The 22,785-nt window shown below is 68.0% G+C and carries 23 protein-coding genes; 15 read left to right on the forward strand and 8 right to left on the reverse strand.

Annotation, left to right across the window (positions count from 1 at the left end; genetic code table 11):
• Positions 1-170: 170 nt before the first annotated feature.
• The 7 genes from QO033_RS17645 to selD are packed head-to-tail and all read left to right on the forward strand — an operon-like array spanning position 171 to position 8,275.
• The gene (locus tag QO033_RS17645) at positions 171-3,026 is read left to right on the forward strand and encodes a monovalent cation/H+ antiporter subunit A (protein ID WP_284482280.1); all 2,856 of its coding nucleotides are present in this window, start codon (positions 171-173) and stop codon (positions 3,024-3,026) included.
• 4 nt (positions 3,027-3,030) lie between these two features.
• The gene (locus tag QO033_RS17650) at positions 3,031-3,384 is read left to right on the forward strand and encodes a Na+/H+ antiporter subunit C (protein WP_284482281.1); all 354 of its coding nucleotides are present in this window, start codon (positions 3,031-3,033) and stop codon (positions 3,382-3,384) included.
• A complete protein-coding gene (locus tag QO033_RS17655; RefSeq protein WP_284482282.1) occupies positions 3,381-4,931 on the forward strand; it encodes a monovalent cation/H+ antiporter subunit D in 1,551 nt (516 codons plus the stop codon). The genes QO033_RS17650 and QO033_RS17655 overlap by 4 nt, the downstream gene beginning before the upstream one ends.
• Positions 4,932-4,934: 3 nt before the next feature.
• A complete protein-coding gene (locus QO033_RS17660) occupies positions 4,935-5,432 on the forward strand; it encodes a Na+/H+ antiporter subunit E (RefSeq protein WP_284482283.1) in 498 nt (165 codons plus the stop codon).
• A complete protein-coding gene (locus QO033_RS17665; RefSeq protein WP_407682128.1) occupies positions 5,429-5,701 on the forward strand; it encodes a K+/H+ antiporter subunit F in 273 nt (90 codons plus the stop codon). Before QO033_RS17660 ends, QO033_RS17665 begins: the two co-directional genes overlap by 4 nt.
• A gap of 13 nt (positions 5,702-5,714) precedes the next feature.
• Positions 5,715-6,110, forward strand: coding sequence for a Na+/H+ antiporter subunit G (locus QO033_RS17670; RefSeq protein WP_284482284.1), 396 nt, complete (start codon positions 5,715-5,717; stop codon positions 6,108-6,110).
• Between the two features lie 2 nt (positions 6,111-6,112).
• Positions 6,113-8,275 carry a selenide, water dikinase SelD gene (gene selD, locus QO033_RS17675; RefSeq protein ID WP_284482285.1) on the forward strand — a complete coding sequence of 721 codons (2,163 nt, stop codon included), beginning with the start codon at positions 6,113-6,115 and terminating at the stop codon, positions 8,273-8,275.
• Between the two features lie 25 nt (positions 8,276-8,300).
• Here the strand turns inward: selD and mnmH are convergent, their stop codons facing one another.
• Positions 8,301-9,359, reverse strand: coding sequence for a tRNA 2-selenouridine(34) synthase MnmH (mnmH, locus tag QO033_RS17680; RefSeq protein ID WP_284482286.1), 1,059 nt, complete (start codon positions 9,357-9,359; stop codon positions 8,301-8,303).
• 285 nt (positions 9,360-9,644) lie between these two features.
• Between mnmH and QO033_RS17685 the strand changes: the two genes are divergently transcribed.
• Entirely contained in the window at positions 9,645-10,127 is a 483-nt protein-coding gene (locus tag QO033_RS17685; protein ID WP_284482287.1) for a MarR family winged helix-turn-helix transcriptional regulator, read from the forward strand.
• Positions 10,128-10,136: 9 nt separating this feature from the next.
• Here QO033_RS17685 and QO033_RS17690 read toward each other — a convergent pair whose 3' ends face one another.
• Complete coding sequence (locus QO033_RS17690) at positions 10,137-10,811, reverse strand: SOS response-associated peptidase (protein ID WP_284482288.1); 675 nt, start codon at positions 10,809-10,811, stop codon at positions 10,137-10,139.
• A gap of 126 nt (positions 10,812-10,937) precedes the next feature.
• Between QO033_RS17690 and QO033_RS17695 the strand changes: the two genes are divergently transcribed.
• A complete protein-coding gene (locus QO033_RS17695; protein WP_284482289.1) occupies positions 10,938-12,692 on the forward strand; it encodes a tetratricopeptide repeat-containing sulfotransferase family protein in 1,755 nt (584 codons plus the stop codon).
• A gap of 48 nt (positions 12,693-12,740) precedes the next feature.
• Here the strand turns inward: QO033_RS17695 and QO033_RS17700 are convergent, their stop codons facing one another.
• The 3 genes from QO033_RS17700 to QO033_RS17710 all read right to left on the reverse strand — a co-directional run bounded on the left by QO033_RS17700 (position 12,741) and on the right by QO033_RS17710 (position 16,666).
• Positions 12,741-14,321 carry a bifunctional metallophosphatase/5'-nucleotidase gene (locus QO033_RS17700; protein WP_284482290.1) on the reverse strand — a complete coding sequence of 527 codons (1,581 nt, stop codon included), beginning with the start codon at positions 14,319-14,321 and terminating at the stop codon, positions 12,741-12,743.
• Between the two features lie 102 nt (positions 14,322-14,423).
• Entirely contained in the window at positions 14,424-15,953 is a 1,530-nt protein-coding gene (locus tag QO033_RS17705; protein WP_284482291.1) for a bifunctional aminoglycoside phosphotransferase/ATP-binding protein, read from the reverse strand.
• An 89-nt stretch (positions 15,954-16,042) separates the two neighbouring features.
• Positions 16,043-16,666, reverse strand: coding sequence for a TetR/AcrR family transcriptional regulator (locus QO033_RS17710; RefSeq protein WP_284482292.1), 624 nt, complete (start codon positions 16,664-16,666; stop codon positions 16,043-16,045).
• A 71-nt stretch (positions 16,667-16,737) separates the two neighbouring features.
• On the opposite strand from QO033_RS17710, the gene QO033_RS17715 reads away from it, so the two are divergent.
• The 4 genes from QO033_RS17715 to arsC are packed head-to-tail and all read left to right on the forward strand — an operon-like array spanning position 16,738 to position 18,758.
• Positions 16,738-16,968: a hypothetical protein gene (locus QO033_RS17715; protein ID WP_284482293.1), complete on the forward strand. Its 231-nt coding sequence runs from the start codon at positions 16,738-16,740 to the stop codon at positions 16,966-16,968.
• A 55-nt stretch (positions 16,969-17,023) separates the two neighbouring features.
• A complete protein-coding gene (locus QO033_RS17720; protein WP_284482294.1) occupies positions 17,024-17,362 on the forward strand; it encodes a DUF952 domain-containing protein in 339 nt (112 codons plus the stop codon).
• Positions 17,359-18,417, forward strand: coding sequence for a quinone-dependent dihydroorotate dehydrogenase (locus QO033_RS17725; RefSeq protein ID WP_284482295.1), 1,059 nt, complete (start codon positions 17,359-17,361; stop codon positions 18,415-18,417). Before QO033_RS17720 ends, QO033_RS17725 begins: the two co-directional genes overlap by 4 nt.
• Positions 18,414-18,758 carry an arsenate reductase (glutaredoxin) gene (gene arsC / locus QO033_RS17730; RefSeq protein WP_284482296.1) on the forward strand — a complete coding sequence of 115 codons (345 nt, stop codon included), beginning with the start codon at positions 18,414-18,416 and terminating at the stop codon, positions 18,756-18,758. Before QO033_RS17725 ends, arsC begins: the two co-directional genes overlap by 4 nt.
• 31 nt (positions 18,759-18,789) lie before the next feature.
• Here arsC and QO033_RS17735 read toward each other — a convergent pair whose 3' ends face one another.
• From QO033_RS17735 to QO033_RS17745, 3 genes are read right to left on the reverse strand one after another with little or no spacing between them, the layout of a single operon-like run.
• Positions 18,790-20,118: an MATE family efflux transporter gene (locus tag QO033_RS17735; protein ID WP_284482297.1), complete on the reverse strand. Its 1,329-nt coding sequence runs from the start codon at positions 20,116-20,118 to the stop codon at positions 18,790-18,792.
• On the reverse strand, positions 20,115-20,627 hold the full coding sequence (locus tag QO033_RS17740; protein ID WP_284482298.1) for a PaaI family thioesterase: 513 nt from the start codon (positions 20,625-20,627) through the stop codon (positions 20,115-20,117). The genes QO033_RS17735 and QO033_RS17740 overlap by 4 nt, the downstream gene beginning before the upstream one ends.
• Positions 20,627-21,046 (reverse strand): PaaI family thioesterase, encoded by a 420-nt coding sequence (locus QO033_RS17745; RefSeq protein WP_284482299.1) that lies wholly within the window; start codon positions 21,044-21,046, stop codon positions 20,627-20,629. Before QO033_RS17745 ends, QO033_RS17740 begins: the two co-directional genes overlap by 1 nt.
• Positions 21,047-21,166: 120 nt before the next feature.
• Between QO033_RS17745 and QO033_RS17750 the strand changes: the two genes are divergently transcribed.
• Both QO033_RS17750 and QO033_RS17755 read left to right on the forward strand, forming a co-directional pair.
• A complete protein-coding gene (locus QO033_RS17750) occupies positions 21,167-21,541 on the forward strand; it encodes a MerR family transcriptional regulator (RefSeq protein ID WP_284482300.1) in 375 nt (124 codons plus the stop codon).
• An 828-nt stretch (positions 21,542-22,369) separates the two neighbouring features.
• The gene (locus QO033_RS17755; RefSeq protein WP_284482301.1) at positions 22,370-22,771 is read left to right on the forward strand and encodes a MerR family transcriptional regulator; all 402 of its coding nucleotides are present in this window, start codon (positions 22,370-22,372) and stop codon (positions 22,769-22,771) included.
• Positions 22,772-22,785 lie beyond the last annotated feature (14 nt).

Here is a 22,785-nt window from a genome sequence, read left to right on the forward strand (position 1 = left end):
CTGCGGTCCCGCCGCGCCCTTGTCCCCGCCCGTGACGCCCCCATGTTCTGACGAACATATGACCGTCCCCCCTGAAACTGCCGCGCCCATTCCCCGCCGGGACTGGACAGCGGCACGAAATTGCTTAGGCAAGATGAAATTGCCACAGTCCGCTACGCTGGAGAACTGACTTGTCCCTTTTCCTGATCGCGGCCCTGCCCTTTATCGGCGCCGTGTTCCCCGCCCTCCTGATCCGTGCCGGACGCAATGCCGCCTCGCTCTCGACCGGAGCGGTCACCCTGCTGGCCCTGGTCGGTCTTCTGGTCCATGCCCCCGCAGTGCTGCGCGGCGAGGTCGTCACCTCCCGGTTCGACTGGCTTCCCGATCTCGGGCTGAATGCGAACTTCCAGCTCGACGGGCTCGGGCTGCTGTTCGCGACGCTGATCCTCGGCATCGGGTTGCTGATCATCACCTACGCGCGCTTCTATCTGAGCCGCGAGGACCCGATGGGCCAGTTCTACAGCTATCTGCTGATGTTCCAGGGCGCGATGGTGGGCATCGTTCTGAGCGACAACATCCTGCTTTTGCTGATTTTCTGGGAACTGACCTCGCTCTCCTCCTTCCTGCTGATCGGCTATTGGAAACATCTGCCCGAAGGCCGCCAGGGCGCCCGGATGGCACTGACGGTGACCGGCGCCGGCGGGCTTTCGATGATCGCCGGCATGCTAATCCTGGGCCATATCGCCGGCAGCTACGACCTGAGCGTGATCCTTCAGCACAAGGAGCTGATCCAGGCCTCGCCGCTCTATGCACCGGCGCTGATCCTGATCCTGCTGGGCTGTTTCACCAAATCGGCGCAATTCCCCTTCCACTTCTGGTTGCCGCACGCGATGGCCGCCCCCACCCCGGTGTCGGCCTATCTGCATTCGGCCACCATGGTGAAGGCGGGGCTGTTCCTGATGGCGCGGATGTGGCCAGTGCTGTCGGGCACCGATCTGTGGTTCTACATCGTCGGCAGCATCGGGCTGATCACGATGGTGCTGGGGGCGGTCATCGCGCTCTTCAAGGACGATCTTAAGGCGTTGCTGGCCTTCTCCACCGTCAGCCACCTGGGCCTGATCACCATGCTGCTGGGCTTCGGCACCGAGGCCGCCGCGGTGGCCGCGGTCTTCCACATCATCAACCACGCCACCTTCAAGGCGGCGCTGTTCATGAATGCGGGCATCGTCGATCACGAGACCCATACCCGCGATATCAAGCTGCTGGGCGGGCTGCGTCACCTGATGCCGGTGACCTTCACACTGGCCGGGATCGCGGCGCTGTCGATGGCCGGCATCCCGCCCTTCAACGGGTTCCTGTCGAAGGAGATGATGCTGGAGGCCGCCGCCCATACCGACTGGGCCGGGGTGGCCTGGCTGGTGCCGGCGCTGGCGGTCTTCGGCGCGCTGTTCTCCGTCGCCTATTCGCTGCGCTATATCGCCCATGTGTTCCTGGGCAAGAAACGGCATGATTATCCCAGTCACCCGCATGATCCCGGCCCCGGCCTGTGGCTGCCGCCCGCAGTTCTGGTGACGCTGGTGGTGCTGATCGGCCTGTTTCCCAACGCCATCGCCACGCCGCTGGTGACCGCGGCGGCAACGGCGGTGACCGGACATGAGGTGCATTTCCACCCGGCGCTCTGGCACGGGCTGACCCCGGCGCTCTACATGTCCATCGTGGCGGTGCTGGGCGGTCTGCTGCTCCTGGCCCTGCACCGGGGTGCGCTCGCGGTCTGGAACAACCTGCCCCGCCCCGAGGCGAAGGTGATCTTCGATGCCCTGGTCCGCGGCCTCACTCAGGCCAGCCGGGGCATCACCGACGGGCTGCACAACGGATCGCTGACCCGCTACGCAGTGATCTTCCTGATCTTCACCATGGGTCTTGGCTGGTATGCCTTCAGCACCGGCGCCTTCGGCCCGGAAACCCATGAGACGCTGCCGATCACCGCGATGCCGCTGCTCGGCTGGTTCTGCCTCGTCGGCTCGTCGCTTTGCGTCGTCGCCTTCCACCACAACCGGCTGCTGTCGCTGGTGCTGATCGGGGTCACCGGGCTGATGGTATCGCTGAGCTTCAGCTATCTCTCCGCCCCCGACCTGGCGCTGACCCAGATCTCGGTCGAGGTGGTGACAATCATCCTGCTCTTGCTGGCGCTGAACTTCCTGCCGCAGGAAACGCCGCGTGAAAGCAGCCCGGCGCGCCGGATCCGCGATATCGCCATCTCGGTCACCGCCGGTCTGGGCATGGGCGGGCTGATCTATGCGATGATGACCCGCGATTTCGCCATGCCGTCGATTTCCGAGTATCACCTGGCCAATTCCTACAAGGGCGGCGGTGGCACCAATGTGGTGAACGTGATCCTGGTGGACTTCCGCGGCTTCGACACCTTCGGCGAGATCACCGTGCTGGGCATCGCCGCGATCATCATCTTCGCGATCACCGAGGCGACGCTGGGCAGCCGGGTCCGCGCGCGGCTGCTGAACCGCAAACCGTGGAAGCCGCTGGCCGGTGACGCCCACCCGCTGATGATGGTGGTGGCGACCCGGATGATGATGCCGATCGCCTTCATGGTGGCGGCCTATATCTTCTTCCGCGGCCACAACCTGCCGGGCGGCGGCTTCATCGCCGGGCTGATCGCGGCCATCGCCGTCATCATGCAATACATGGCCTCTGGCTTCGGCTGGGCGGCGGAACGTCAGAAACTGCCCTATCACGGCATCATCGGCACCGGTGTGCTGGTCGCCGCGGTGACCGGCATGGGCGCCTGGTTCAACGGGCTGCCCTTCCTGACCAGCGCCTTCGGCTATGTGCACCTGCCCTTCCTGGAGGAATTCGAACTGGCCACTGCCGCGCTCTTCGATCTGGGCGTCTTCCTGGCCGTCTGGGGCGCCGTGCTGCTCGCCCTGCAGAGCCTGTCGCGCTATGCGTGGCAGCCCGGCATCGCCAGCGAACACCCGATGGACATCAACCCCGAGCGCGACGACGCCGAAATCGAACAAGAGGGACACTGAACAGATGGAGCTCCTTCTGGCCAGCGCGGTCGGCATCCTGACCGCCGGCGGCATCTACCTGATCCTGCGGCAACGCACCTTCCCGGTGATCATCGGCCTGTCGCTTCTGTCTTACGCGGTGAACCTGTTTTTGTTCGCCACCGGCCGGCTGGCACTGAACCAGCCGCCGATCCTGAACAAATACGCCGAGGTCGGCTATACCGACCCGCTGCCGCAGGCGCTGGTGCTGACCGCAATCGTGATTTCCTTCGGGATGACGGCCGTGGTGCTGATGATGGCGCTAAGCGCCTATCTGGCGTCGAAGGATGACCGGATCGACATGACCGACAGCGACGCGCAGGGGGGAGAGGACGCATGAGCCACCTGATCATCCTGCCCATCGTGCTGCCGGCCCTGGTCGGCCCCTTCATCCTGATGGCGATCCGCTTTCACAGCGATCTGCAACGGGTGTTCTCGATCGCCTCGGTCGTGCTGCTGAACCTGATCGCGGTGACGCTGCTGACCCGCACCCTGGACGGCAGCATCGAGGTCTACAGGCTCGGCGACTGGCCGGCGCCCTTCGGCATCGTGCTGGTGCTGGACCGGCTGTCGGCGATGATGGTGCTGCTGACCACGGTGCTGGCGCTGCCGGTGCTGCTCTATGCCATCGGCTCGGGGTGGGACACCCGCGGACGGCATTTCCATGCCCTGTTCCAGTTCCAGCTGATGGGCATTCTCGGCGCGTTCCTGACCGGCGACGCCTTCAACCTCTTCGTCTTCTTCGAAGTGCTGCTGATCGCCTCCTACGGGCTGATGATTCATGGCGGCGGCTCGGTGCGGCTGCGCGCCGGGGTGCAGTATGTGGTCTATAACCTGATCGGCTCCAGCCTGTTCCTGATCGCGCTCGGCACGCTCTATTCGGTGACCGGGACGCTCAACATGGCCGATCTGGCGGTGCGGGTCGCGACTTTGCCGGCCGAGGACACCTCGCTGATCCGGGTCGGTGCGGTGCTGCTTCTGCTGGTCTTCGCCATCAAGGCCGCCGTCCTGCCGCTGCATTTCTGGCTGCCGGCCTCCTATGCCAATGCCCCTGCCCCGGTCGCCGCGCTCTTCGCGATCATGACCAAGGTGGGCGCCTATGCGATCATCCGCATGTACACGCTGGTCTTCGGCCCCGACGTTCCGGTGGCCGAAGGGCTGGCCGGCGACTGGCTTCTGCCGGCGGCACTGCTGACGCTGGCGGCCGGCTCCATCGGTATTCTCGGCACCCGCGAGATCGGCCGGCTGGTGGCCTTCGGCGCCATCGCCTCGATGGGCACCCTGCTGATCGCCATCGCGCTGTTCACGCCACAGGCCACCGCGGCGGCGCTTTATTACACCATCCACTCGACCCTGACCGCTGCGCTGCTGTTCCTGGTCGCCGATCTGGTGATGGAACGGCGCGGCGGCGCGCTGAGCCCGCGGCCGGTGATGCCGCAGAACGGGCTGATCGCGGCGCTGTTCTTCGCCGGGGCCATCGCCATGGCCGGGATGCCGCCACTGTCCGGCTTCGTCGGCAAGCTTCTGGTGATGGATGCCGCCCGCGGCGACGCCTGGGTCTGGACCATCTGGGCAGTGATCCTGATCACTTCGCTGATCACCATCATGGGGCTCAGCCGTGCCGGCAGCCTGGTGTTCTGGAAGGCCCACGACCGCAGCGTGACCCCGCCCGAGACCGAGGAGGAAACCGACATCGGCCAGCCGCTGACGCCCGAACTGGCGCCCGAACCGGTGCCGGGGCTGGCCTTCGTCGCGGCCTTCGCCCTGCTGGCCGGTCTGGTCCTGCTGACGGTTCTGGCCGGTCCGATCCTGAAGTTCACCGAAGCCACCGCCGCCCAGCTCTATGCGCCGGCGGATTACATCCAATCCGTTCTGCAGAGGCCCTGACCCATGCGCATGTTTGCCCGGATCTTTCCGCACCCGCTGCTGACCGGCCTTCTGACGCTGGTCTGGCTGCTGCTGGTCAACCGCTATTCGATCAACTCGCTGCTGTTCGGGCTGCTGCTGGGGACGGTGATCCCCTTCATCACCCGCCCCTACTGGCCCGACCGGCCGGCGCTGCGCAATCCGCTGAAGATCCTCGCCTATCTGCTGATCGTGATCTGGGATATCGTGGTGGCCAACTTCACCGTCGCCCGGATCGTGCTGTTCAAGTCGAATGCCAGCCGCCACCCGGCCTGGATCACCATTCCGCTTGAGCTGCGCAAGCCCGAGGCGATCACCGTGCTGGCCGGCACCATCACCCTGACGCCGGGCACCGTCAGCGCCGACCTGTCGGCCGAGGGGCACTATTTGCTGGTGCATTGCCTGGATGCCCCCGATCCCGACGCCGTGCGCGACGAGATCAAGACCCGGTACGAGCGCCGCCTGATGGAGATTTTCGAATGATCCTGACCTATGCCATCTTTTTCGCCACCGGCTGTTTCGCCATCGCGCTGCTGCTGAACCTGTGGAAAATCGCCACCGCCGAGGGTGTCGGCGACCGGGTGCTGGCGCTGGATACCATGGTGATCAACGCCATCGCCCTGCTGATCCTCTACGGGCTGGCCAACGGCACCGAGATCTTCTTCGAGGCCGCGATGATCGTCGCCATGCTCGGCTTCGTGTCGACGGTCGCCTATGCGCGCTTCATGCTGCGCGGCAATATCATCGAGTGAGGGGAGCCGGACGATGTCACAGATCTTCGAATATCTGATCGCCGCCGCCCTGGTTCTGGGCGGCATCTTCGGGCTGGTCGGCTCCTTCGGGCTGGTCAAGCTGAACGATCCGATGTCCCGGCTGCATGCGCCGACCAAGGCCACGACGCTGGGGGTCGGCGGTGTGCTGATCGCCTCGATGATCCATGCGATCGCCTCCGAGGGGCACCTGTCCTGGCATGAACTCCTGATCACGCTGTTTCTGTTCCTGACCGCGCCGATCACCGCGAATTTCATCGCCAAGGCGCATATTCACCGTCACGAGACGCCGCAGAGCCTGCCGCCCGCCGGCGAGGACGGGCTCTGGGCCACCCATGATGTGCCGGCCTCGCCCGAAGCGGCGCCGACCGCGCCCCTCGCCCGGGACTGATCATGCAGGGGAGGCCGCCGGTTCCGCTGACCCGCGATCTGGTGCTGGTGGGCGGCGGCCATGCCCATGCGCTGGTGCTGAGGATGTGGGGCATGGACCCGCTGCCCGGCACCCGGGTGACGGTGATCAACCCCGGCCCCACCGCGCCCTACTCCGGTATGTTACCGGGCTTTGTCGCCGGCCATTACCGGCGCGACGATCTCGATATCGATCTGGTGCGCCTGGCGCGCTTCGCCGGCGCCCGGGTGGTCCTGGGCCAATGCGAGGGGATCGATCCGGCGGCACGGCTGATCCATGTGCCGGGGCGGCCGCCGATCGGCTATGATCTCTGTTCGGTCAATGTCGGCATCACCTCGACCATGCCGGCGTTGCCAGGGTTCGCCGAACATGCGGTGCCCGCCAAGCCGCTCGGCCCCTTCGCCAGCCGCTGGTCTGCCTATCTGGCGGCAGAGGGACCGGCGCGGGTGGCGGTGATCGGCGGCGGCGTCGCCGGGGCCGAGCTGATCCTGGCCATGGCCCATGCGCTGAAGGCCCGCGGCCGCCCGGCCGAACTGGTGCTTGTCGAGCGCGCCCGCGCGCTGTCGGCGCTGGGACGTGCCGCCGCCGGCCCGCTGCGGGCGGCGCTGGCCGCTCATGGGGTGACGATCCGCGAGGGGGTGGAGATCGCCGCGATCGGGCCAGATGGGTTGCGGCTCGCGGATGGCACGCGGATCGCGGCCGATTTCATCACCGGGGCCGCCGGCGCCCGTCCCTATGACTGGATCGCCGACACCGGGTTGCGGCTGCACGATGGGTTCATCGCCGTCGATGAATATCTGCAAAGCAGCGATCCGGCGATCTTCGCCGCCGGCGATTGCGCCCACCTGAGCGCGGCACCACGGCCCAAGGCCGGGGTCTATGCGGTGCGCGAGGCGCCGGTCCTACTGGCCAACCTGCGCACCCGGCTGTCGGAGACGGGTCCGCTCAGGCGCTACCGGCCACAAAAGGATTACCTCAAGCTGATCTCGCTCGGCGGCCAGTCGGCGCTGGGAGAGAAATGGGGCCTGCCGTTCTCCGGCCCCGCCATCTGGCGCTGGAAGAACCGGATCGACCAGCGGTTCATGGACCGGTTCCGCGCCCTGCCGGCAATGGCACCGCCGGCGCCGCCCGCGCTGCGGACCGCCGGCGCCGAGGAGTTGCCACAGAAACCGATGTGCGGCGGCTGCGGCGCCAAGGTCGGGCGCGGTGCGCTGCGGGCGGCGCTGGCCGGGCTGCCCGGCGGGCTGCGCCGCGACGTGACACCGCTGCCCGGCGACGACGCCGCGCTGCTGCATATCGGCGGCCAGCGGCAGGTGCTGACCACCGACCACCTGCGCGCCTTCACCGAGGACCCGGTGACGATGACCCGGATCGCCGCGGTTCACGCGCTTGGTGATATCTGGGCAATGGGAGCGACGCCGCAGGCCGCCACGGTTACCCTGATCCTGCCGCGCATGTCCCCTGCCCTGCAGCGCCGCAGCCTGTCCGAGATCATGACCGCCGCCGATGCCGTGCTGCGCGCGGCGGGGGCCGAGATCGCCGGCGGCCACAGTTCCATGGGCGAGGAGATGACCATCGGCTTCACCCTGACCGGGCTTTTGAACCGGGCGCCGATCACCCTCGCCGGTGGCCGGCCCGGCGATGCGCTGGTGCTGACCAAGCCGATCGGCACCGGGGTGCTGATGGCGGCCGAGATGCAGGGGGCGGCGCGCGGGGCCTGGATCGCCGCGGCCTTCGACCGGATGACCAAACCGCAAGGCGACGCGGCGCAGGTCCTGGCGAACGCCCATGCGATGACCGATGTCACCGGCTTCGGCCTGGCCGGCCATCTGCTGAATATCTGCGAAGCCTCGGGCCTGGCGGCGACGCTGGAGCTGACCGCCGTGCCGCTGCTGGAGGGTGCGCTGGAGCTGTCGCGCGCCGGCCATCGCTCCACGCTCTATGACGACAACAAGGCGCTGCTACCGGATCTGCCGGACGATCCGCTGAGCGCCCTGCTGTTCGATCCGCAGACCGCCGGCGGCCTGCTCGCCGCGATCCCGGCAGCAGAGGCCGCAGAGACCGTCGCCGCCCTGCAGCGCGCCGGCTATGCCGCAGCCCGGATCGGCGCCCTGTCGGCCGGCCCCCCCGGCATCCACCTGACCTGAGCCCGCCAGACCTGAGCCCCCCGGATCAGCCCGCCCAGGTCTCCACGATCTGCTCCACTTCCGCCGCAAGGCGATCGATGCCGGCGGCATCGAGCCGCCCGGCCTGCACCCGGGCCAGAACCTCCGCCCCGATGGCGCGGCGGGACTTGTCGTAGGAGGGGTCGTAATGCTGGTCCATCAGGGCCCGGGTCACCCCGGCCTTGTCGCCCGCCGCGATCAGCGCCGCCCAGCCATCGACCACCGCATGCCCGCGATGCGCCCGCAGCGGATCGAGCCGGTCGGTGAGCCGCGCCCCATCCGACAGGATGTCGTCATAGGCGGCCACCAGATAGGCAGCCCGCGCCGAAAGCGGCGCCGAGACCTCGATCCGTGGCGCGCGTTTCATCGCCGCCCAGAGCGCCGGCGGCAGGATGCGTGCGCCGATCTTGCTGGATTCCGCCTCCACCACCACCGGGCGGGCCGGATCGAGCGCCATCAGCGCACCGACCAGCGCCGATTCGAAGCCTTTCTGGCTGGGTTGCGGCGTCTCCATCTCGCCCAGCAGCGACCCGCGATGCGCCGCCAGCCCTTCGAGATCGAGCACCTGCACCCCGCGCCCGGAGAGCCGGTGCAACACATCGGTCTTGGCGGTGCCGGTATAGCCATCGAGCAGGATAAGCCGATGGGGCAGCTCCGCATCGTAGAGCGCGCGATAAACCAGCCGGCGATAGGTCTGATAGCCGCCCTGGATGCTGTCGGCCCGCCAGCCGATCTGTCCCAGCATCCAGGAAAACGACCCCGAGCGCTGCCCGCCGCGCCAGCAGTAGACCAGCGGCCGCCAGCCGCCCGCATAGCCCTGCAGCGCGGTTTCGATGTGATGCGCGGCGTTGCGAAACACCAGCGCCGCCCCCAGCTTGCGGGCCAGGAACGGGCTTTGCTGCTTGTAGATCGTGCCGACGCGGGCGCGTTCCTCGTTATCGAGAACCGGCAGGCTGATCGCGCCCGGCAGGTGGTCCTCGGCATATTCGGCGGGGCTGCGGACATCGATCACGGTGTCGAACCCGTGCGCGAAGAGGTCGGCGAGCGTGGTGAAGGCGATTGGCATGGCCGAGACTTAGCGCGCCGGTCGCCGCAGGGGAAGCCGGCACGGTAACCTCGGGGGAGGATTGGCGCGCCCCGCGCCGGGGTGCGCGGGTGCTGGGCGGATCAGGGGGCTGTCCGCCCCCTGGTTGCGCGCCGCGCAAATTCACCCCCGGGGATATTTCGGACCAGAACAAGACCCAAGGGCGCCTCCCCCCGGCGGCAAAGCTGCGGGGATCGGCGCCCATTCCCCTGGAGAGGACAGGCTTCTATAGATATGACGATGCGCCGCAGCCGAGGGAAAGGGCCAATGGATATTCATACCATGCCGGGACATCTGATCCGGCGGCTGAACCAGATCTCCGTCGCGCTGTTCATGGAGCGGATGGCGGCGGCGGGGCTGTCGCTGACCTCGGTGCAATATGCCGCGCTGAGCGCGATTCACGACCATCCCGGCATCGACCAGGCGACGGTGGCGGGGCTGGTCGCCTATGATCGCGCCACCCTGGGCAAGGTGATCGACCGGCTGGACCGGCGTGGGCTGGTGGTGCGGCGCACCTCGGCCACCGACCGCCGCGCCAAGGAGCTGAGCCTGAGCGAGGCCGGCGCGGCGCTGCTGGAGGCGGCCCGGCCGCATGTGGAGGCGTTGCAGCCGGATATCCTGGCGGGCCTGTCGCCCGAAGAGCAGGCGGTGCTGCTCAGGCTGATGCAGAAGGCCACGATGGCCGGCAATGCCCTGAGCCGGGCGCCGCTGAAGACGCCCGAGACACGGTCCCCCCGCGTGGAAGAGTAGCGGCGGCGATCACTCCGGATCGAAGGGCTCGATCAGCTCCTCGATCAGCCCCGGCCCTTCGGCGCGGTTGGAATTGATCTCCGTCCCGACACGGTGGCGGACGAGGATCTCCTCGGCCGCAGGGCGCATCAGCCGGGCGGCGCCGTGGCCCGCCTCTCCCAGCCAGAGCGGCCAGTCCTCGGGTTCGAGAAGCAGCGGCATGCGGTGGTGAATCGGCGCCAGCACCGGATTGGCGGCGGTGGTGACGATGGCGCAGGTCGGCTGCGGATCGTCCCGGCCCCAGTCCTGCCAGATACCGCCGAGCGCCATCGGCGCCCCGTCGCGGCGAAGCACATACCAAGGCAGCCGGGTCTCTGCCCGCCGCTCCCATTCGTAGAAACCGCTGGCCGGGATCAGGCAGCGCCGCTGCCGGCAGGCGGCGCGAAACGCGGGCTTGTCGGCCAGTGTCTCGGCCCGCGCGTTGATCAGCAGCGGTCCGGCGGTCGGGGTCTGATACCAGGAGGGCAGAAACCCCCAGCGCATCGGCCGCAGCCGGCGGCCGCCCGCCTCCTGCATCACCACATGCACCTGATCTGACGGGCAGATGTTGTAATTCGGCAGCTTCGGCAGCCGGTTCGAGGGTTGGGCCCGGAACAGCCGCGCCATCGCGTCGTCCGGCAGCGTCAGGGCGTAGCGTCCGCACATCGGACCGGTCCTTCCTGTCTGCAGCTGTCCAAAATCCGGGCGGCCCCGACGTCAGGGTGGCCGGGACCCGCCGATCGCGCAACGGGCATATTGCCGCCGCCAGCGTAACATCTAGATAACAAGACCATGACACTCCAGACGCCCCTGGCGCGTGCGCAGTCGCACCTCATGAACGGACAATACAAGCAGGCGTTGAAAAGCGCCAAGGCCGCGATGGCGCGGGCGCCGAAGGATGCGCGCCTGCCCAATCTGGTCGGCGTGGCGATGTGCGGCCTGGGCCAACAGCGCGAGGCGCTGGCGATGTTCCAGAAGGCAATGAAGCTGGACCCCGGGTTTCCCGATCCGCACCGCAATCTCGGCCAGACGCTGATCCTTCTGGGCCAGGCGGACAAGGCGCTGACGGTGCTGGAACGGCTCTGCGCCACCCAGCCCGGAGATGAGGGCGCGCAGTATCTGGTGGCGCAGGCACTGGCCAATCTGGGCCGGAGCGAGGCGGCCGAGGCGGCGGCGGGCCGTGCCATCGCCCTCGCCCCCCGGCAGGCCCGCAGCTACAACCTGCGCGGGTTGATGCGCGACCAGATGGGGCAGAGCGATGCGGCGCTGCGGGATTTCGAGACCGCGCTGGACATCGACCCCAACAACATCGAAACCCTGATCAACATCAGCCTGCCGCTGGCGCGCCAGCTGCGTCAGGAAGAAGCCCTGGCGGTGGTGCGCAAGGCGGTGGCGTTGGCGCCCGGGCACGTCGGCGCGCATCTGCGCCTGGCCACGGCGCTGACGGAAACCGGCGACCGGCAGGCGGCGGCGGCGGAATACCAGCGCGTCCTCAAGCTCGATCCACGCAATGCGCAGGCGATCGAACAGCTCAGCCTGCTGCAGGACCCGGCCGAGAATGCCGCTCTGGCCCCGGTTGCGCAGGCGGCCCTGAAACGCGCCCCGGCGCGCGGCGCCGACAAGGCCTTGCTGAATTTCGCCCTGGCCCGGATCGCCGATCAGGCCGATGACATCCCCCGCGCCGCCCGGCACTGGGCCGAGGCCAACCGCGACATGGCCCGCCAGCGCCCCTATGACCCGGAGGCCGACACCGCGCTGAACGACCGGCTGCTGGGCTATTTCCCGCTGCCGCCCGCGATGGCGGAGGAGGAGATCATCACCCCGATCTACGTCCTCGGGCTGCCACGCTCCGGCACCACCCTGGCCGAGGCGATCCTGGCAGCGCATCCGCAGGTGGCCGGGTTGGGCGAGCAGATCGCGGCCGGCCGCTACTTCTATCCGCTTGTCGAGGCGCAAAGCCCGATCGGCGCGACCGAGCTGGCGCAGTTCCGCAGCTTCGAGACACAGCAGCACCCGCCCCTGCCCGCCGGCAGCCGCGCCTTTGTCGACAAGATGCCCGAGAATTACCGGCTGCTGGGGTTTCTCGCCGCTGCCCATCCGCGGGCCCGCATCGTTCACCTGACCCGCGATCCGCGCGATATCGCCCTGTCGATGTGGCGCAGCCAGTTCCAGGGCGGCGCGCTGAACTACACCTATGACCTCAGGGCCATGGGGCACCGGTTCAACCTCTATGCCCGGATGATGCAGCGCTGGCACGCGCTGTTCCCCGATCGCATCTTCGATCTGAGCTATGAGGCGATGACGGCGGATATCGACGCCGCCAGCCGCCAGCTGGCCGATCACTGCGGGCTCGACTGGCAGGCGCAGATGGCGCGCCCGCATGAGACCGGTGCCGCCGTGCTGACGATGAGCGCGACGCAGCTGCGCCAGCCGGTGCACCGCAGGTCGGTGGGCAAGTGGCGGGCCTATGCGGAGATTCTCGCGCCCTTTACCGAAACGCTCGATCCGGCGCTCTGGCCCGGGGTTTCGGACACGGGACAGCCCTGACCCCAGATCCGGCGCGCCCGCTGGCAGGACGCGCCGGGCAGTCCTGGCTTACTTCTTGCTGATACGACCGTCGGTATAGGGCTCATAGGGCGAATTCGCCGCCAGATAGGCCGCCGTCACATCGGCCAGATCGGGACCGAAGTCATAGGCGTTCTTGTCGTCGCCGGTGAACACCTTGTAACCGTCGCCACCGTTGCGGACATAGTTGTTGGTGACCGCCAGATAGGTCGCCGCCGGGTCGATCGGCACGAAACCGTCTTCGCTGGCAACCTGCACCTCGGTGATGCGGCCCTCCATCGGCGGTTTCGACGGGTCCCAGGTGAAGCTGAGACCGGAGACCTGCGGGAAGCGGCCGGCGCCGTCCTCGACCTGGCTGACCCCGTTTTCCAGCGCATCGATCAGCCCCTGACCGGAGATCTCGAAGGTCGACAGCGTGTTCTGGAACGGCAGCACCGTCAGCACCTCGCCCATGGTGATATCGCCAGCATCGATGCTGGCCCGCAGCCCGCCGCCATTGGTGATCGCCACGGTCACGCCCTGGTCGGCGACCCGATCGAGCATGGCATCGGCCACCAGATTGCCCATGGCACATTCGCCTGCGCGGCAGCTTTCACGCCCGGCGTCGATGGCAGCGGCGGCTTGGGCCACGACCTGGTTGCGGATTTCCTCCAGCGGCTGCGCCGCCTCGGTGATCCGCGCCTTGACGGCACTGTCTTCGGCGACGCTGGCATCGAGCAGCAGCGGCGCCCCTGTCGCCTCGGTCAGGGTGCCGTCATCGTCGAAGGTCACGTTCAGCTCCCCCAGGAACCGGCCATAGGCATAGGCCTGAACGATGGCGACCCCGTTGATCATCGTCGGATAGGGTCCCGCCGCCCGGTCTGAAGTATCGCTGAGCAGGGTATGCGAATGGCCGCCGACGATCACATCGACGCCGCTGGTCTCCGCCGCGATCCGCTCGTCGACGGTATAGCCCGAATGGCTCAGCACGATGATCTTGTCGATGCCCTCGGCGGTCAGCCTGTCGACCTCGGCCTGCACCGCGTCGACCGGATCGGTGAAGATGATGTTCGGCCCCGGGCTGGACAGTTCCGGGTTGTCCTGCGGCGTCAGCCCGATGATGCCCAGTTTCTCGCCGCCGCGCTCCAGCACCACGGATTTCCGCAGCGCACTGCCCTTCAGCGCCGGTTCACCGCTGATATCGGCATTGGCCATCAGCACCGGAAAGTCCACCGCATCGACGAAACCGCGCAGAACCTCCGGCCCGTTGTCGAATTCGTGGTTGCCCACCGTCATCGCGTCATAGCCGAAGCGGTTCATCAGTTCCGCCGCCAGCTTGCCCTTGTAGTAGGTGTAAAAGAGCGTGCCCTGGAACTGGTCGCCGCCGTCCAGCAGGATCGAATTGTTCGACCGCGCCCGGGCGTCGGAAATCGCGGTGGCGATCCGGGCCGAGCCGCCGAAGCACTTGCCGGCCTCGTTGTCCTCGGCACTGCAGCCGCTGTCGTATTTGCTGATCGGCTCGAAACGGGCGTGAAAATCGTTGGTGTGAAGAATGGTCAGCTTGTAATCGGCGGAGGCCGCCCCGGCGCTGAGCGCCATCAGGGCCGCGGAAGTCAAAAGGCGAAACGACATCGGAATCCTCTCTGTCGGTGTCGGGACAGAACGAGCTTGCCGTGGTGCCGGGGCCAAGTCAAAGCGTGGATGCGATGCCGGGGCGGAACCCGGCTCCGCGCGTCAGGGGGGCGTCAGAATCGCCGCGACAACCGACGCGATGGACGCTGTCGCCGCCACCGGCCGCCAATCCCCCGGCCCCGGATCGCGGGCCAGCTGTCCCTCCAACACCGCCGGCGTGGCATCCGAAGCGCCGCCGCGCCGGGCGGCAACCCGCGCGCGCAGCACCTCTGCCGGGACATCGAGCCAGAGCCCGGTAAAGGGCACCCCCGCCCGCGCCGCCGCCGCGGCGATCCCCGCCCGCCGGTCGGGCCGGTCATAGACCGCATCGGCCAGCACGGTGCCGCCAGCCTGCAGGATCGCCTCGGCCCGGGTCGCCATATCGGCATAGACCCGCTCGGAGATCTCGGGGCGATAGGCCTCTTCCGGCAGGCGCGTCTCCGGCGCGACACCGAACATCGCCTTGCGGCTGCGGTCGCTTTCGATCAGCCGGGCGCCCGGCGGTGGCCCCAGTTCGGGCGCCAGCGCCTCTGCCACCGTCGATTTGCCACTGCCCGACAGCCCACCCAACGCCCAGAGCCGTGGCGGCCGCGGCGTCAGCGTCGCGAGCGCCAGATCGTAATAGCCGCGCGCCGCCGCCCTGAGCCCATCGCGCCGATCCGCCGGCGCGGTGGCGACCTGCGTCGCCGTGACATGGGCCCGGACCGCCGCCCGCAGCGCCAGAAAGTAGGGCAGAAGGACAAAGCCGTCCTCGGCCCCGCTCAGGTCGAGATAGCGGTTCACCAGCAGGCTGGCCTCTGCCCTCAGGCCGCGGTGCCAAAGATCCATCGCCACAAAGGCCAGATCGTAGAGCACGTCGATGGTGGCGAGCTGATCGTTGAAATCGATGCAGTCGAATAGCCGCGGTTGCCCCTGCCAGAGGCAGATATTGCGCAGGTGCAGATCGCCGTGACAGCGGCGGATCGCCCCCGCCGCCGCGCGTCGGTCCAGCAGCGCCGCATGCCGCCTCAGCCCGGCGCGGAAGGCGGCGTCGAGGCTGTCGATCTCCGCCTGGGAGAACGCGTCGCTTTCGCCGAAGCCGGCCCGGTTGATGTCGAGCACGCCAGCGATATTGGCCGCGCCCCCCTGCCCCGGGTCCGTCGGCACCACCACCGGCGCCTGATCGTGGGCTGCGGCGATCCGGCCCGCCAGCGCCCGGATCAGCGGCGCGTCCAGCGCCCCCCGCGCCGCCAGCCGGTCGAACAGCGTCTGCTGATCGAAACGGGCCATCTCGACCACCGCATCCACCAGCTCTCCCGTCCCGTCGAAACAGAGCCCCTCAGGCCCCCGGGTGATCCGCCGGACCCGCAGATAAAGCTCCGGCGCCGCCGGCCGGTTCAACGCCAGTTCCGTCTCGCAGGCAGCCAGCCGGATCGCCGGAGTGGAGAAGTCGGCATAGGGCAGATGCACCGCGCGCTTGAGCTTATAGGCGCGGTCGCCGACCAGGAAGATCGCCGAGATATGGGTGTCGATCCGCTCCACCGCCGCCGCGCCGCCATGGCTGGCGGGATCGGCGAGAAACGCCATCGTCCTGCCCTGATCTTCGACCTGCATCGCTCAGCCTCCGGTCCTGTTCCCGATCACCCGCCGCCCATTCTGCCCGACCACCCTACCCGACCGGCGCGGCCTGTCCTTGCGGCGGATCAAACGGCCGGACCGGGCGACGGCGTGTCGGCCACCCAGCCGCGCACCAACGTGCGGGCGATGCCCTCCGCATCGGCATCGAGCCGCCCGACCATCAGGTGCAGCCAGGCCATCGCCATGATCGCCCGCGCCATGTCCGGCCCCGACACCGCGCCCGACAGCTCGCGCCGCGCGGCGGCGCGGTCCACCAGCACCGTCAGGCTGTCTAGCCGCTCGCGTCGATAGCCCTCCAGCGCCGCGGCCAGATCGGCGTCGCTCTGGGCGGCAGCGATGATATGGCGGAAGATCGCCCCTTCGGGACGCGCCCAGTGGTCGAACAGCAACCGCAGCACCGCGGCCACGTCGCCTTCCAGGGTGCCGGTGTCGGGATAACCGCCGATCTGTTTCTGCCGCTCGTAGGCCGCCATCAGCAGCGCCCCCCGCGTCGGCCACCAGCGATAGAGCGTCGCCTTGCCGGCCCGCGCCCGGCGCGCCACCGCCTCCATGCTGAAACGGGCGATGCCCTTCTCCGCCACGATCTCGATCGCCGCGTCGAGGATCGCGGCCTCGGTCGCCGGGTTGCGGCGCGCGCCGATCGAGTGGCGCTTTTCCTCCGGCGCCGACGGATCATCGGATTTCGGCATCGCGGCCCCTTTACTTTTCCTTGCCTCGCCTCATAGTAACGGAACGTTCCGTCTCGTTAAAGGATAATCGAATGTCCTCCCCTCCTCCCCAGTTGACCCGCAAACCATCGCGGCTCCGCTTCGCGCTCTTCGTCTTCTGCGGCGTCTACCCGCTGGTGACCCTCCTGCTCTATCTGCTGATGCCGCTGACCCAGGGCTGGGCGATCTGGGAGCGCAATCTGGTGATGGTCCCGATCATCGTCGCCTCCATGGTCTATGTGATCATCCCGCAGATCCAGCGCCGCTGCGCCCGCTGGATGTGACGCGAGCCCCCCGCCGGGGATTGACCGCCGCGCCAATCCCCGGCAGAGGTGCGCCATGCTGATCTACAAGATTTTCCGCGCCGACGAATGGGCCGCCCTGCAAGCCGCGGGCGAAACATCTGGCGCGCCCGTGGATGTGGCCGACGGCTTCGTCCATTTCTCCACCGCCGCTCAGGCGGCCGAGACCGCCGCGAAACATTTCGCCGGGGCCGAGGGGCTGGTGCTTCTGGCCTGCGAAACCGAACAGATGGGCGAAGCGCTGAAATGGGAGGTCTCGCGCGGCGGGGCGCTCTTTCCGCATCTCTACCGGCCGCTGCGGATCTCCGATGTGCTGTGGTCGGCGCCGCTGCCGCTGATCGACGGGCAGCATCGCTTTCCGGACCCGATGACATGAGACTGATCGACCGCGCCGGGCTGGCGCTGATGCACCGTTTCGACCCGGAGGTCGCCCATGGGCTGTCGCTGAAGGCGCTGCGCGCCGGACTGGTGGGCGGCCCCGGCCCGATCACCTCGCCACGGCTGAAGACCCGGCTCGCCGGGCTCGATCTGGCCAACCCCATCGGTCTCGCCGCCGGGCTCGACAAGAACGCCGAGGCGCTGGACGCTTTGGCGCGCTGCGGTTTCGGATTCCTCGAGGCCGGCGCCATCACCCCGCGACCGCAGCCCGGCAACGCCAGGCCCCGGCTGTTCCGGCTGGATGCCGATCGCGCCGCGATCAACCGGTTCGGCTTCAACAACCAGGGCATGGCGGCGGTGCTGCCCCGGCTTGAGGCCCGGCCCCGGCGGCTGCCCGTCGGCCTCAACCTCGGTGCCAACAAGGACAGCGACGACCGCGCCGGCGATTTCGCCCGGGTGCTGACCCATTGCGGCGCGGCGCTGGACTTCGCCACCGTCAATGTCTCTTCTCCCAACACCGAAAAACTGCGCGATCTGCAGGGCAAGGCGGCGTTGGCGGCGTTGCTGTCGGGGGTGATCGCCGCCCGCGATGTCCTGGCACGGCCGATCCCGGTGTTCCTGAAGATCGCCCCGGATCTGAACGAGGCCGAGCTGGCCGATATCGCCGAGGTGGCGCTGAGCACCCGCGTCGATGCGGTGATCGCCACCAATACCACCCTGTCGCGCGATGGGCTGCAAAGCCCCCACCGGGACGAGACGGGCGGCCTCTCCGGGGCGCCGCTTTTCGAGAAATCGACCCGGGTTCTGGCCCGGCTCAGCCAGTTGACCGATGCGCAGGTGCCGCTGATCGGGGTCGGCGGGGTCGGCTCCGCCGAACAGGCCTATGCCAAGATCTGCGCCGGCGCCAGCGCGGTGCAGCTTTATACCGCGCTGATCTATCAGGGCATGGGGCTGGTGGCCGAGATCGCCCGCGGGCTCGACCGGCTGCTGGAACGCGATGGCTTCGCCTCGGTGGCGGAGGCCACCGGCTGCAAGAGAGAGGACTGGCTATGATCGAATACTGGCACAACCCGCGCTGCTCCAAATCGCGCCAGGGGCTCACCCTGCTGGAGGAGAAGGGCGCCGATCTGCATATCCGCCGCTATCTGGACGATGCCCCCAGCGCCGAGGAACTGGCGGCCGCCCGCGCCGCCCTGGGCAATCCGCCGGCGGTGGAGATGATGCGGACCAAGGAAAAGCTGTTCCGCGACCTGGGCCTGTCGAAGACCGACGACGACGCCAAGCTGATGGCGGCGATGGCCGCGCATCCAGTGCTGATCGAACGCCCGCTGGCGATCCGCGACGGTCGCGCGGTGATCGGTCGCCCGCCCGAGGCGCTGCTCGACCTGCTCTGAGAACCGGCCTTTGAGGGACGGGTCCTGAAGCTCAGGCGGCGGCCCGCGCCTCCAGCGCCGGATAGCGCAGGCCCAGTGTGACGCCCCGCGCCACGAAGCCCACCAGCAGCGACAGCCACAGCCCGTGATTGTCCAGCAGCGGCACCAGCGCCGCCGCGGTGGCGGCATAGATGGCAAAACTCACCGCCATCATGTTGCGCATGTCGCGGGTTGCCGTGGCCCCGATGAAGATACCGTCCAGCATGAAGGCGCCGACCCCGACCACCGGCGCCGCCACCAGATAGGGCAGGAATTCCCGCGCCCGTTCGCGGACCTCGGGCGCCGTGGTCATCAGATCGATGATCGCGCCGCCGAACAGCCCGAACACCGCCGCCACCAGGACCACCACCAGCACCCCCCAGGCGCTGCTGCGCAGGGCGGCCTCGCGCAGGCGGGCCCGCGCCCGGGCGCCCATCGCCTGCCCCACCAGCGTCTCGGCGGTATAGGCGAAACCATCCAGCGCGAAGGCGGAGAAGGTGAGAAACTGCATCAGCACCTGATTGGCCGCCAGCGTCACATCGCCGAAGCCGGCGCCGACGAAGAGAAAGCTGACCAGCATCGCCTCCAGCAGCAGCGACCGGATCAGGATGTCGGTGTTGACCACCAGCATATGCGCCAGGCGGTCACGGTCGAAGATCGCCGCGCGCTGGCGCCAGCCGGCGCCGGAGAAAGCCCCGCGGCAGAGCCAGAGCCCGAAGACCAGCCCGGACCATTCCGCCAGGAAGGTGGCCAGCGCGACACCGCCGACGCCCCAGCCGAGCCCGAGGACGAAGAGCAGATCCAGCGCCACGTTGATGCCGTTCATCCACAGCTGCAGCGCCAGCACCGACCGGGTCCGCTCCTGCGCGATCAGCCAGCCGTTGATGCCGAATAGCGCGATCGCCGCCGGGGCGGACCAGATCCGCACCTGCAGATAGGTCGCGGTCAGCCCTTCGACCTCGACGCTGCCGGGGGCCAGCCGAAAGGCGGCCCAGAAGATCGGCACCTGCAGCAGAATCATCACCAGACCGGCGGACAGCCCGATCAGCAGCACCCGCAGCAGCAGCGCGGTGACCTCGCCGCGTTCGCCGGCACCCAGCGCCTGGCTGGTCAGCCCGACCGTTCCCATCCGCAGAAAGCCGAAGATCCAGTAGACCGCGGACAGGATGATCGCCCCCAGCCCGACGGCGCCGATCGGGGCCGCCGCCCCCATCTGTCCGACCACGGCGGTATCGACCACGCCCAGGATCGGCACCGTGATGTTCGACAGCACGATCGGCAGGGCGATGTGCAGGATGCGCCGGTTGGTCAGCGCGCCGCCCGGCGCCGAAGACATGCTCATGCCTGGGGCGGCCGTGGCATCAGGAAATGACCCGTCGCCTGCGCGAAGAGCTTGTCGTGCTGATCCTGCCAGGCCGAGACGTGGACCGAGGCATAGCGCCGGCCCGACCGGCTGATCCGCGCCCGCGCATAGGCATCGCGCGGCAGGCCGGACCGCAGGTAGTCGACCGACATATCGATGGTCTTGGGCAGTCGCGGCAGGTTTCCGGCGGTCAGATCGTCGAGCGCAATGCTGCCCGATTCCACCTGCGGCCAGAGCTGCGACCAGCCCAGCGTGATGATCGCCGTGACCTCAAGAAAGGCCGCCGTGGCCCCGCCGTGCAGCGCCGGCAGCAGCGGGTTGCCGATCAGCCGTTCGTCATAGTTCAGAACCGCCGTCAGCTCATCGCCGCGCCGGTCGAAGGTGATGCCGAGAAAGCTGATATAGGGAACCGCCTCGACCAGCGCCTTCAGCGCGGCATCGCGGCGCTGTTTCACCACCTGGACGGGTTCGGGTCTGGGACGGGCCATCAGCTTTTCTCCACCGTGAAACTGCCGGTCGCGGTGGCGACGGGGCGATCCGCGTCTTCGTCCACCGTCACGGCACGGACGAAGGCGACATTGCGGGTGACGTGATAGCAGGTCGCGGTGGTGGTCACGGTCTGGCCCGGGGTGGCGGCACGCATGTAATCGATCCTGAGCCCGATGGTCGCCGTGGCGCCGGGGGCTTCGGGATGGCTCATCACCGCGGCGCCGCAGCAGGTGTCCATCATCGCCGACACCGCGCCGCCATGAATTACCCCGGTCTTGGGATCGCCGATCAGCGCTGCGTCATAGGGCATCGAGATGACGGCCCGGCCATCGCCGATCTCCGTCAGCTGCAGCCCGAGCGCGCGCGCGTGCGGCAAGGCCTGGATGAATTGTTGTGCCATTTTGACCTTATCCGCCAAGGGGGTGATCTCCTGCTTGTGGGTCGTCTCTGTTTAGGGTCTGCCCCTCCCCCAAGGCAAGCGCGGCCATTGCGCTCGCCCCGGCGCCGCCATAAGTTGCGCCGCGAGGGAGAAAGTTCAATGTCCGATCCGCGGTTGTCCTTCAAGGAAATGTGCGCTGAGTTCAACGTGACTCCGCGTACGCTGCGTTATTACGAATATATCGAGCTGCTCAGCCCCGAGCGCGAAGGCAGGTCCCGCTTCTACGGGCCGCGCGAAAAGGCGCGGATGATCCTGATCATGCGCGGCCGCAGATTCGGCTTCCAGCTCGAAGAGATTCGCCAATGGCTGTTGATCTATGAGAATGAGGGCACGGAAGCGCAGCTTCAGGCCTTCATCGAAATGGCCGACCGGCAGCTCAAGGAACTGAAGACCCAGCGTCAGCAGATCGACGAGGCGCTGGACGAACTGACCGAGATGCGGGCGGAAACCCTGCGGGCGCTCGACCAGCTCTGACGTGACGTTCCTGCGCCTGTCCATCCGCACTGCCTGAAGGACGGGCGCTCTGCCGCTTCGCCGAAGCCTCCGGGCGCTGAGAGCGCCACCCGCTTGGCCGGGCGATTCGCCCGGGCCATGGCCCGCGCGGCCAGAGCTTGGGCCTGCCCCTGCGCGTCCTGCCCGAGACTGGCCGCAGACCGCCCGAACCGATCCGCTCCGAAGCCCGTTGAAACCAAAGATTTTTTCCATTTCAGGTTGAGTGACCTCGGGCCACCGCCGCACCGCCGGCCTGTCCTGCCACGCCCGAAACGCCCCGCCCCGGATCGCCCCCGGATCGGCCATCCCCCGGCCGCCCAGCGCCCCGCACGCCGCAGGCCCTCCATCGCCGCCTGCGCCCGGTGCCCCGGATCGTCAGGACCGACGGCCACCGCCCTGCCTCGCGATACCGCCCCCGACGAACGCGCGCGGAGCATCGTTGTCTCCCCTTCCGCTGCCGCCAGGCGCCGCGAAACGCCGGCGCCGCCCCGACTCGACGCGGGCCGCAAGCGGGTTCAGCCGGTCCCCTTTGGTTCGGCAACATTCAGCTGTTTTCGGTCGTTTCCGGTAGCCGCGCCGCCGCCGAGCGCTTACACTTCCCTTGGGGCACCGTCCTATACATTGGAAACAAAGGACAAAATGACATTTGTACAGGTCGAACCCGTAAATTGACGTGATCCCACGTCACACCGTAAAGTGACGTGACGTATGGGTTACGTAAACGTCAACTCCCTGTTGTATACGAGCCCTCAAGGTCGCACCTGAGGCTCGATGCAAGATCGAAGAACCAGGCCGCGAGAGACAGTAGTTATGAGCGAACAGATGATGACAATCCGCGAAATGTGTGACGCCTTCGACGTGACACCGCGCACGCTCCGTTTTTACGAGTCCAAGGAACTCCTCTTTCCCAGACGTGAAGGCCAGAAGCGGCTGTTCAGCAAGCGCGACCGCGCCCGGCTGAAGCTGATCCTGCGCGGAAAGCGTTTCGGGTTCAGCCTTGAGGAGATCCGCCAGCTGCTCGATCTCTACGATATCGGCGACCAGCAACACACCCAGATCTCGCGCACCTATGACATCGCGCGCGAGCGTCTGGCCGATATGGAACGCCAGCGCGATGAACTCGACAGCGCCATTTCCGAGCTGAAGGATCAGCTGAAATGGGGCGAGCGGGTGATCGCGTCGATGACTGAAACCGGGAAGGCCGCCGAATAGGCCCGTCCCACCCC

Source organism: Pseudodonghicola flavimaris, assembly GCF_030164425.1.
Lineage (GTDB): Bacteria > Pseudomonadota > Alphaproteobacteria > Rhodobacterales > Rhodobacteraceae > Pseudodonghicola > Pseudodonghicola flavimaris.

What these genes read in the sequence shown, in the direction of transcription:
- QO033_RS17755 (WP_284482301.1), top strand. Translation starts at nt 22,370, where the DNA reads ATGAGCGAACAGATGATGACAATCCGCGAAATGTGTGACGCCTTCGAC.
- QO033_RS17720 (WP_284482294.1), top strand. Translation starts at nt 17,024, where the DNA reads ATGCTGATCTACAAGATTTTCCGCGCCGACGAATGGGCCGCCCTGCAA.
- QO033_RS17685 (WP_284482287.1), top strand. Translation starts at nt 9,645, where the DNA reads ATGGATATTCATACCATGCCGGGACATCTGATCCGGCGGCTGAACCAG.
- QO033_RS17705 (WP_284482291.1), bottom strand. Translation starts at nt 15,953, where the DNA reads ATGCAGGTCGAAGATCAGGGCAGGACGATGGCGTTTCTCGCCGATCCC.
- selD (WP_284482285.1), top strand. Translation starts at nt 6,113, where the DNA reads ATGCAGGGGAGGCCGCCGGTTCCGCTGACCCGCGATCTGGTGCTGGTG.
- QO033_RS17690 (WP_284482288.1), bottom strand. Translation starts at nt 10,811, where the DNA reads ATGTGCGGACGCTACGCCCTGACGCTGCCGGACGACGCGATGGCGCGG.
- QO033_RS17750 (WP_284482300.1), top strand. Translation starts at nt 21,167, where the DNA reads ATGTCCGATCCGCGGTTGTCCTTCAAGGAAATGTGCGCTGAGTTCAAC.
- QO033_RS17710 (WP_284482292.1), bottom strand. Translation starts at nt 16,666, where the DNA reads ATGCCGAAATCCGATGATCCGTCGGCGCCGGAGGAAAAGCGCCACTCG.
- QO033_RS17725 (WP_284482295.1), top strand. Translation starts at nt 17,359, where the DNA reads ATGAGACTGATCGACCGCGCCGGGCTGGCGCTGATGCACCGTTTCGAC.
- QO033_RS17735 (WP_284482297.1), bottom strand. Translation starts at nt 20,118, where the DNA reads ATGAGCATGTCTTCGGCGCCGGGCGGCGCGCTGACCAACCGGCGCATC.
- QO033_RS17655 (WP_284482282.1), top strand. Translation starts at nt 3,381, where the DNA reads ATGAGCCACCTGATCATCCTGCCCATCGTGCTGCCGGCCCTGGTCGGC.
- QO033_RS17715 (WP_284482293.1), top strand. Translation starts at nt 16,738, where the DNA reads ATGTCCTCCCCTCCTCCCCAGTTGACCCGCAAACCATCGCGGCTCCGC.
- QO033_RS17660 (WP_284482283.1), top strand. Translation starts at nt 4,935, where the DNA reads ATGCGCATGTTTGCCCGGATCTTTCCGCACCCGCTGCTGACCGGCCTT.
- arsC (WP_284482296.1), top strand. Translation starts at nt 18,414, where the DNA reads ATGATCGAATACTGGCACAACCCGCGCTGCTCCAAATCGCGCCAGGGG.
- QO033_RS17670 (WP_284482284.1), top strand. Translation starts at nt 5,715, where the DNA reads ATGTCACAGATCTTCGAATATCTGATCGCCGCCGCCCTGGTTCTGGGC.
- mnmH (WP_284482286.1), bottom strand. Translation starts at nt 9,359, where the DNA reads ATGCCAATCGCCTTCACCACGCTCGCCGACCTCTTCGCGCACGGGTTC.
- QO033_RS17695 (WP_284482289.1), top strand. Translation starts at nt 10,938, where the DNA reads ATGACACTCCAGACGCCCCTGGCGCGTGCGCAGTCGCACCTCATGAAC.
- QO033_RS17700 (WP_284482290.1), bottom strand. Translation starts at nt 14,321, where the DNA reads ATGTCGTTTCGCCTTTTGACTTCCGCGGCCCTGATGGCGCTCAGCGCC.
- QO033_RS17665 (WP_407682128.1), top strand. Translation starts at nt 5,429, where the DNA reads ATGATCCTGACCTATGCCATCTTTTTCGCCACCGGCTGTTTCGCCATC.
- QO033_RS17740 (WP_284482298.1), bottom strand. Translation starts at nt 20,627, where the DNA reads ATGGCCCGTCCCAGACCCGAACCCGTCCAGGTGGTGAAACAGCGCCGC.
- QO033_RS17650 (WP_284482281.1), top strand. Translation starts at nt 3,031, where the DNA reads ATGGAGCTCCTTCTGGCCAGCGCGGTCGGCATCCTGACCGCCGGCGGC.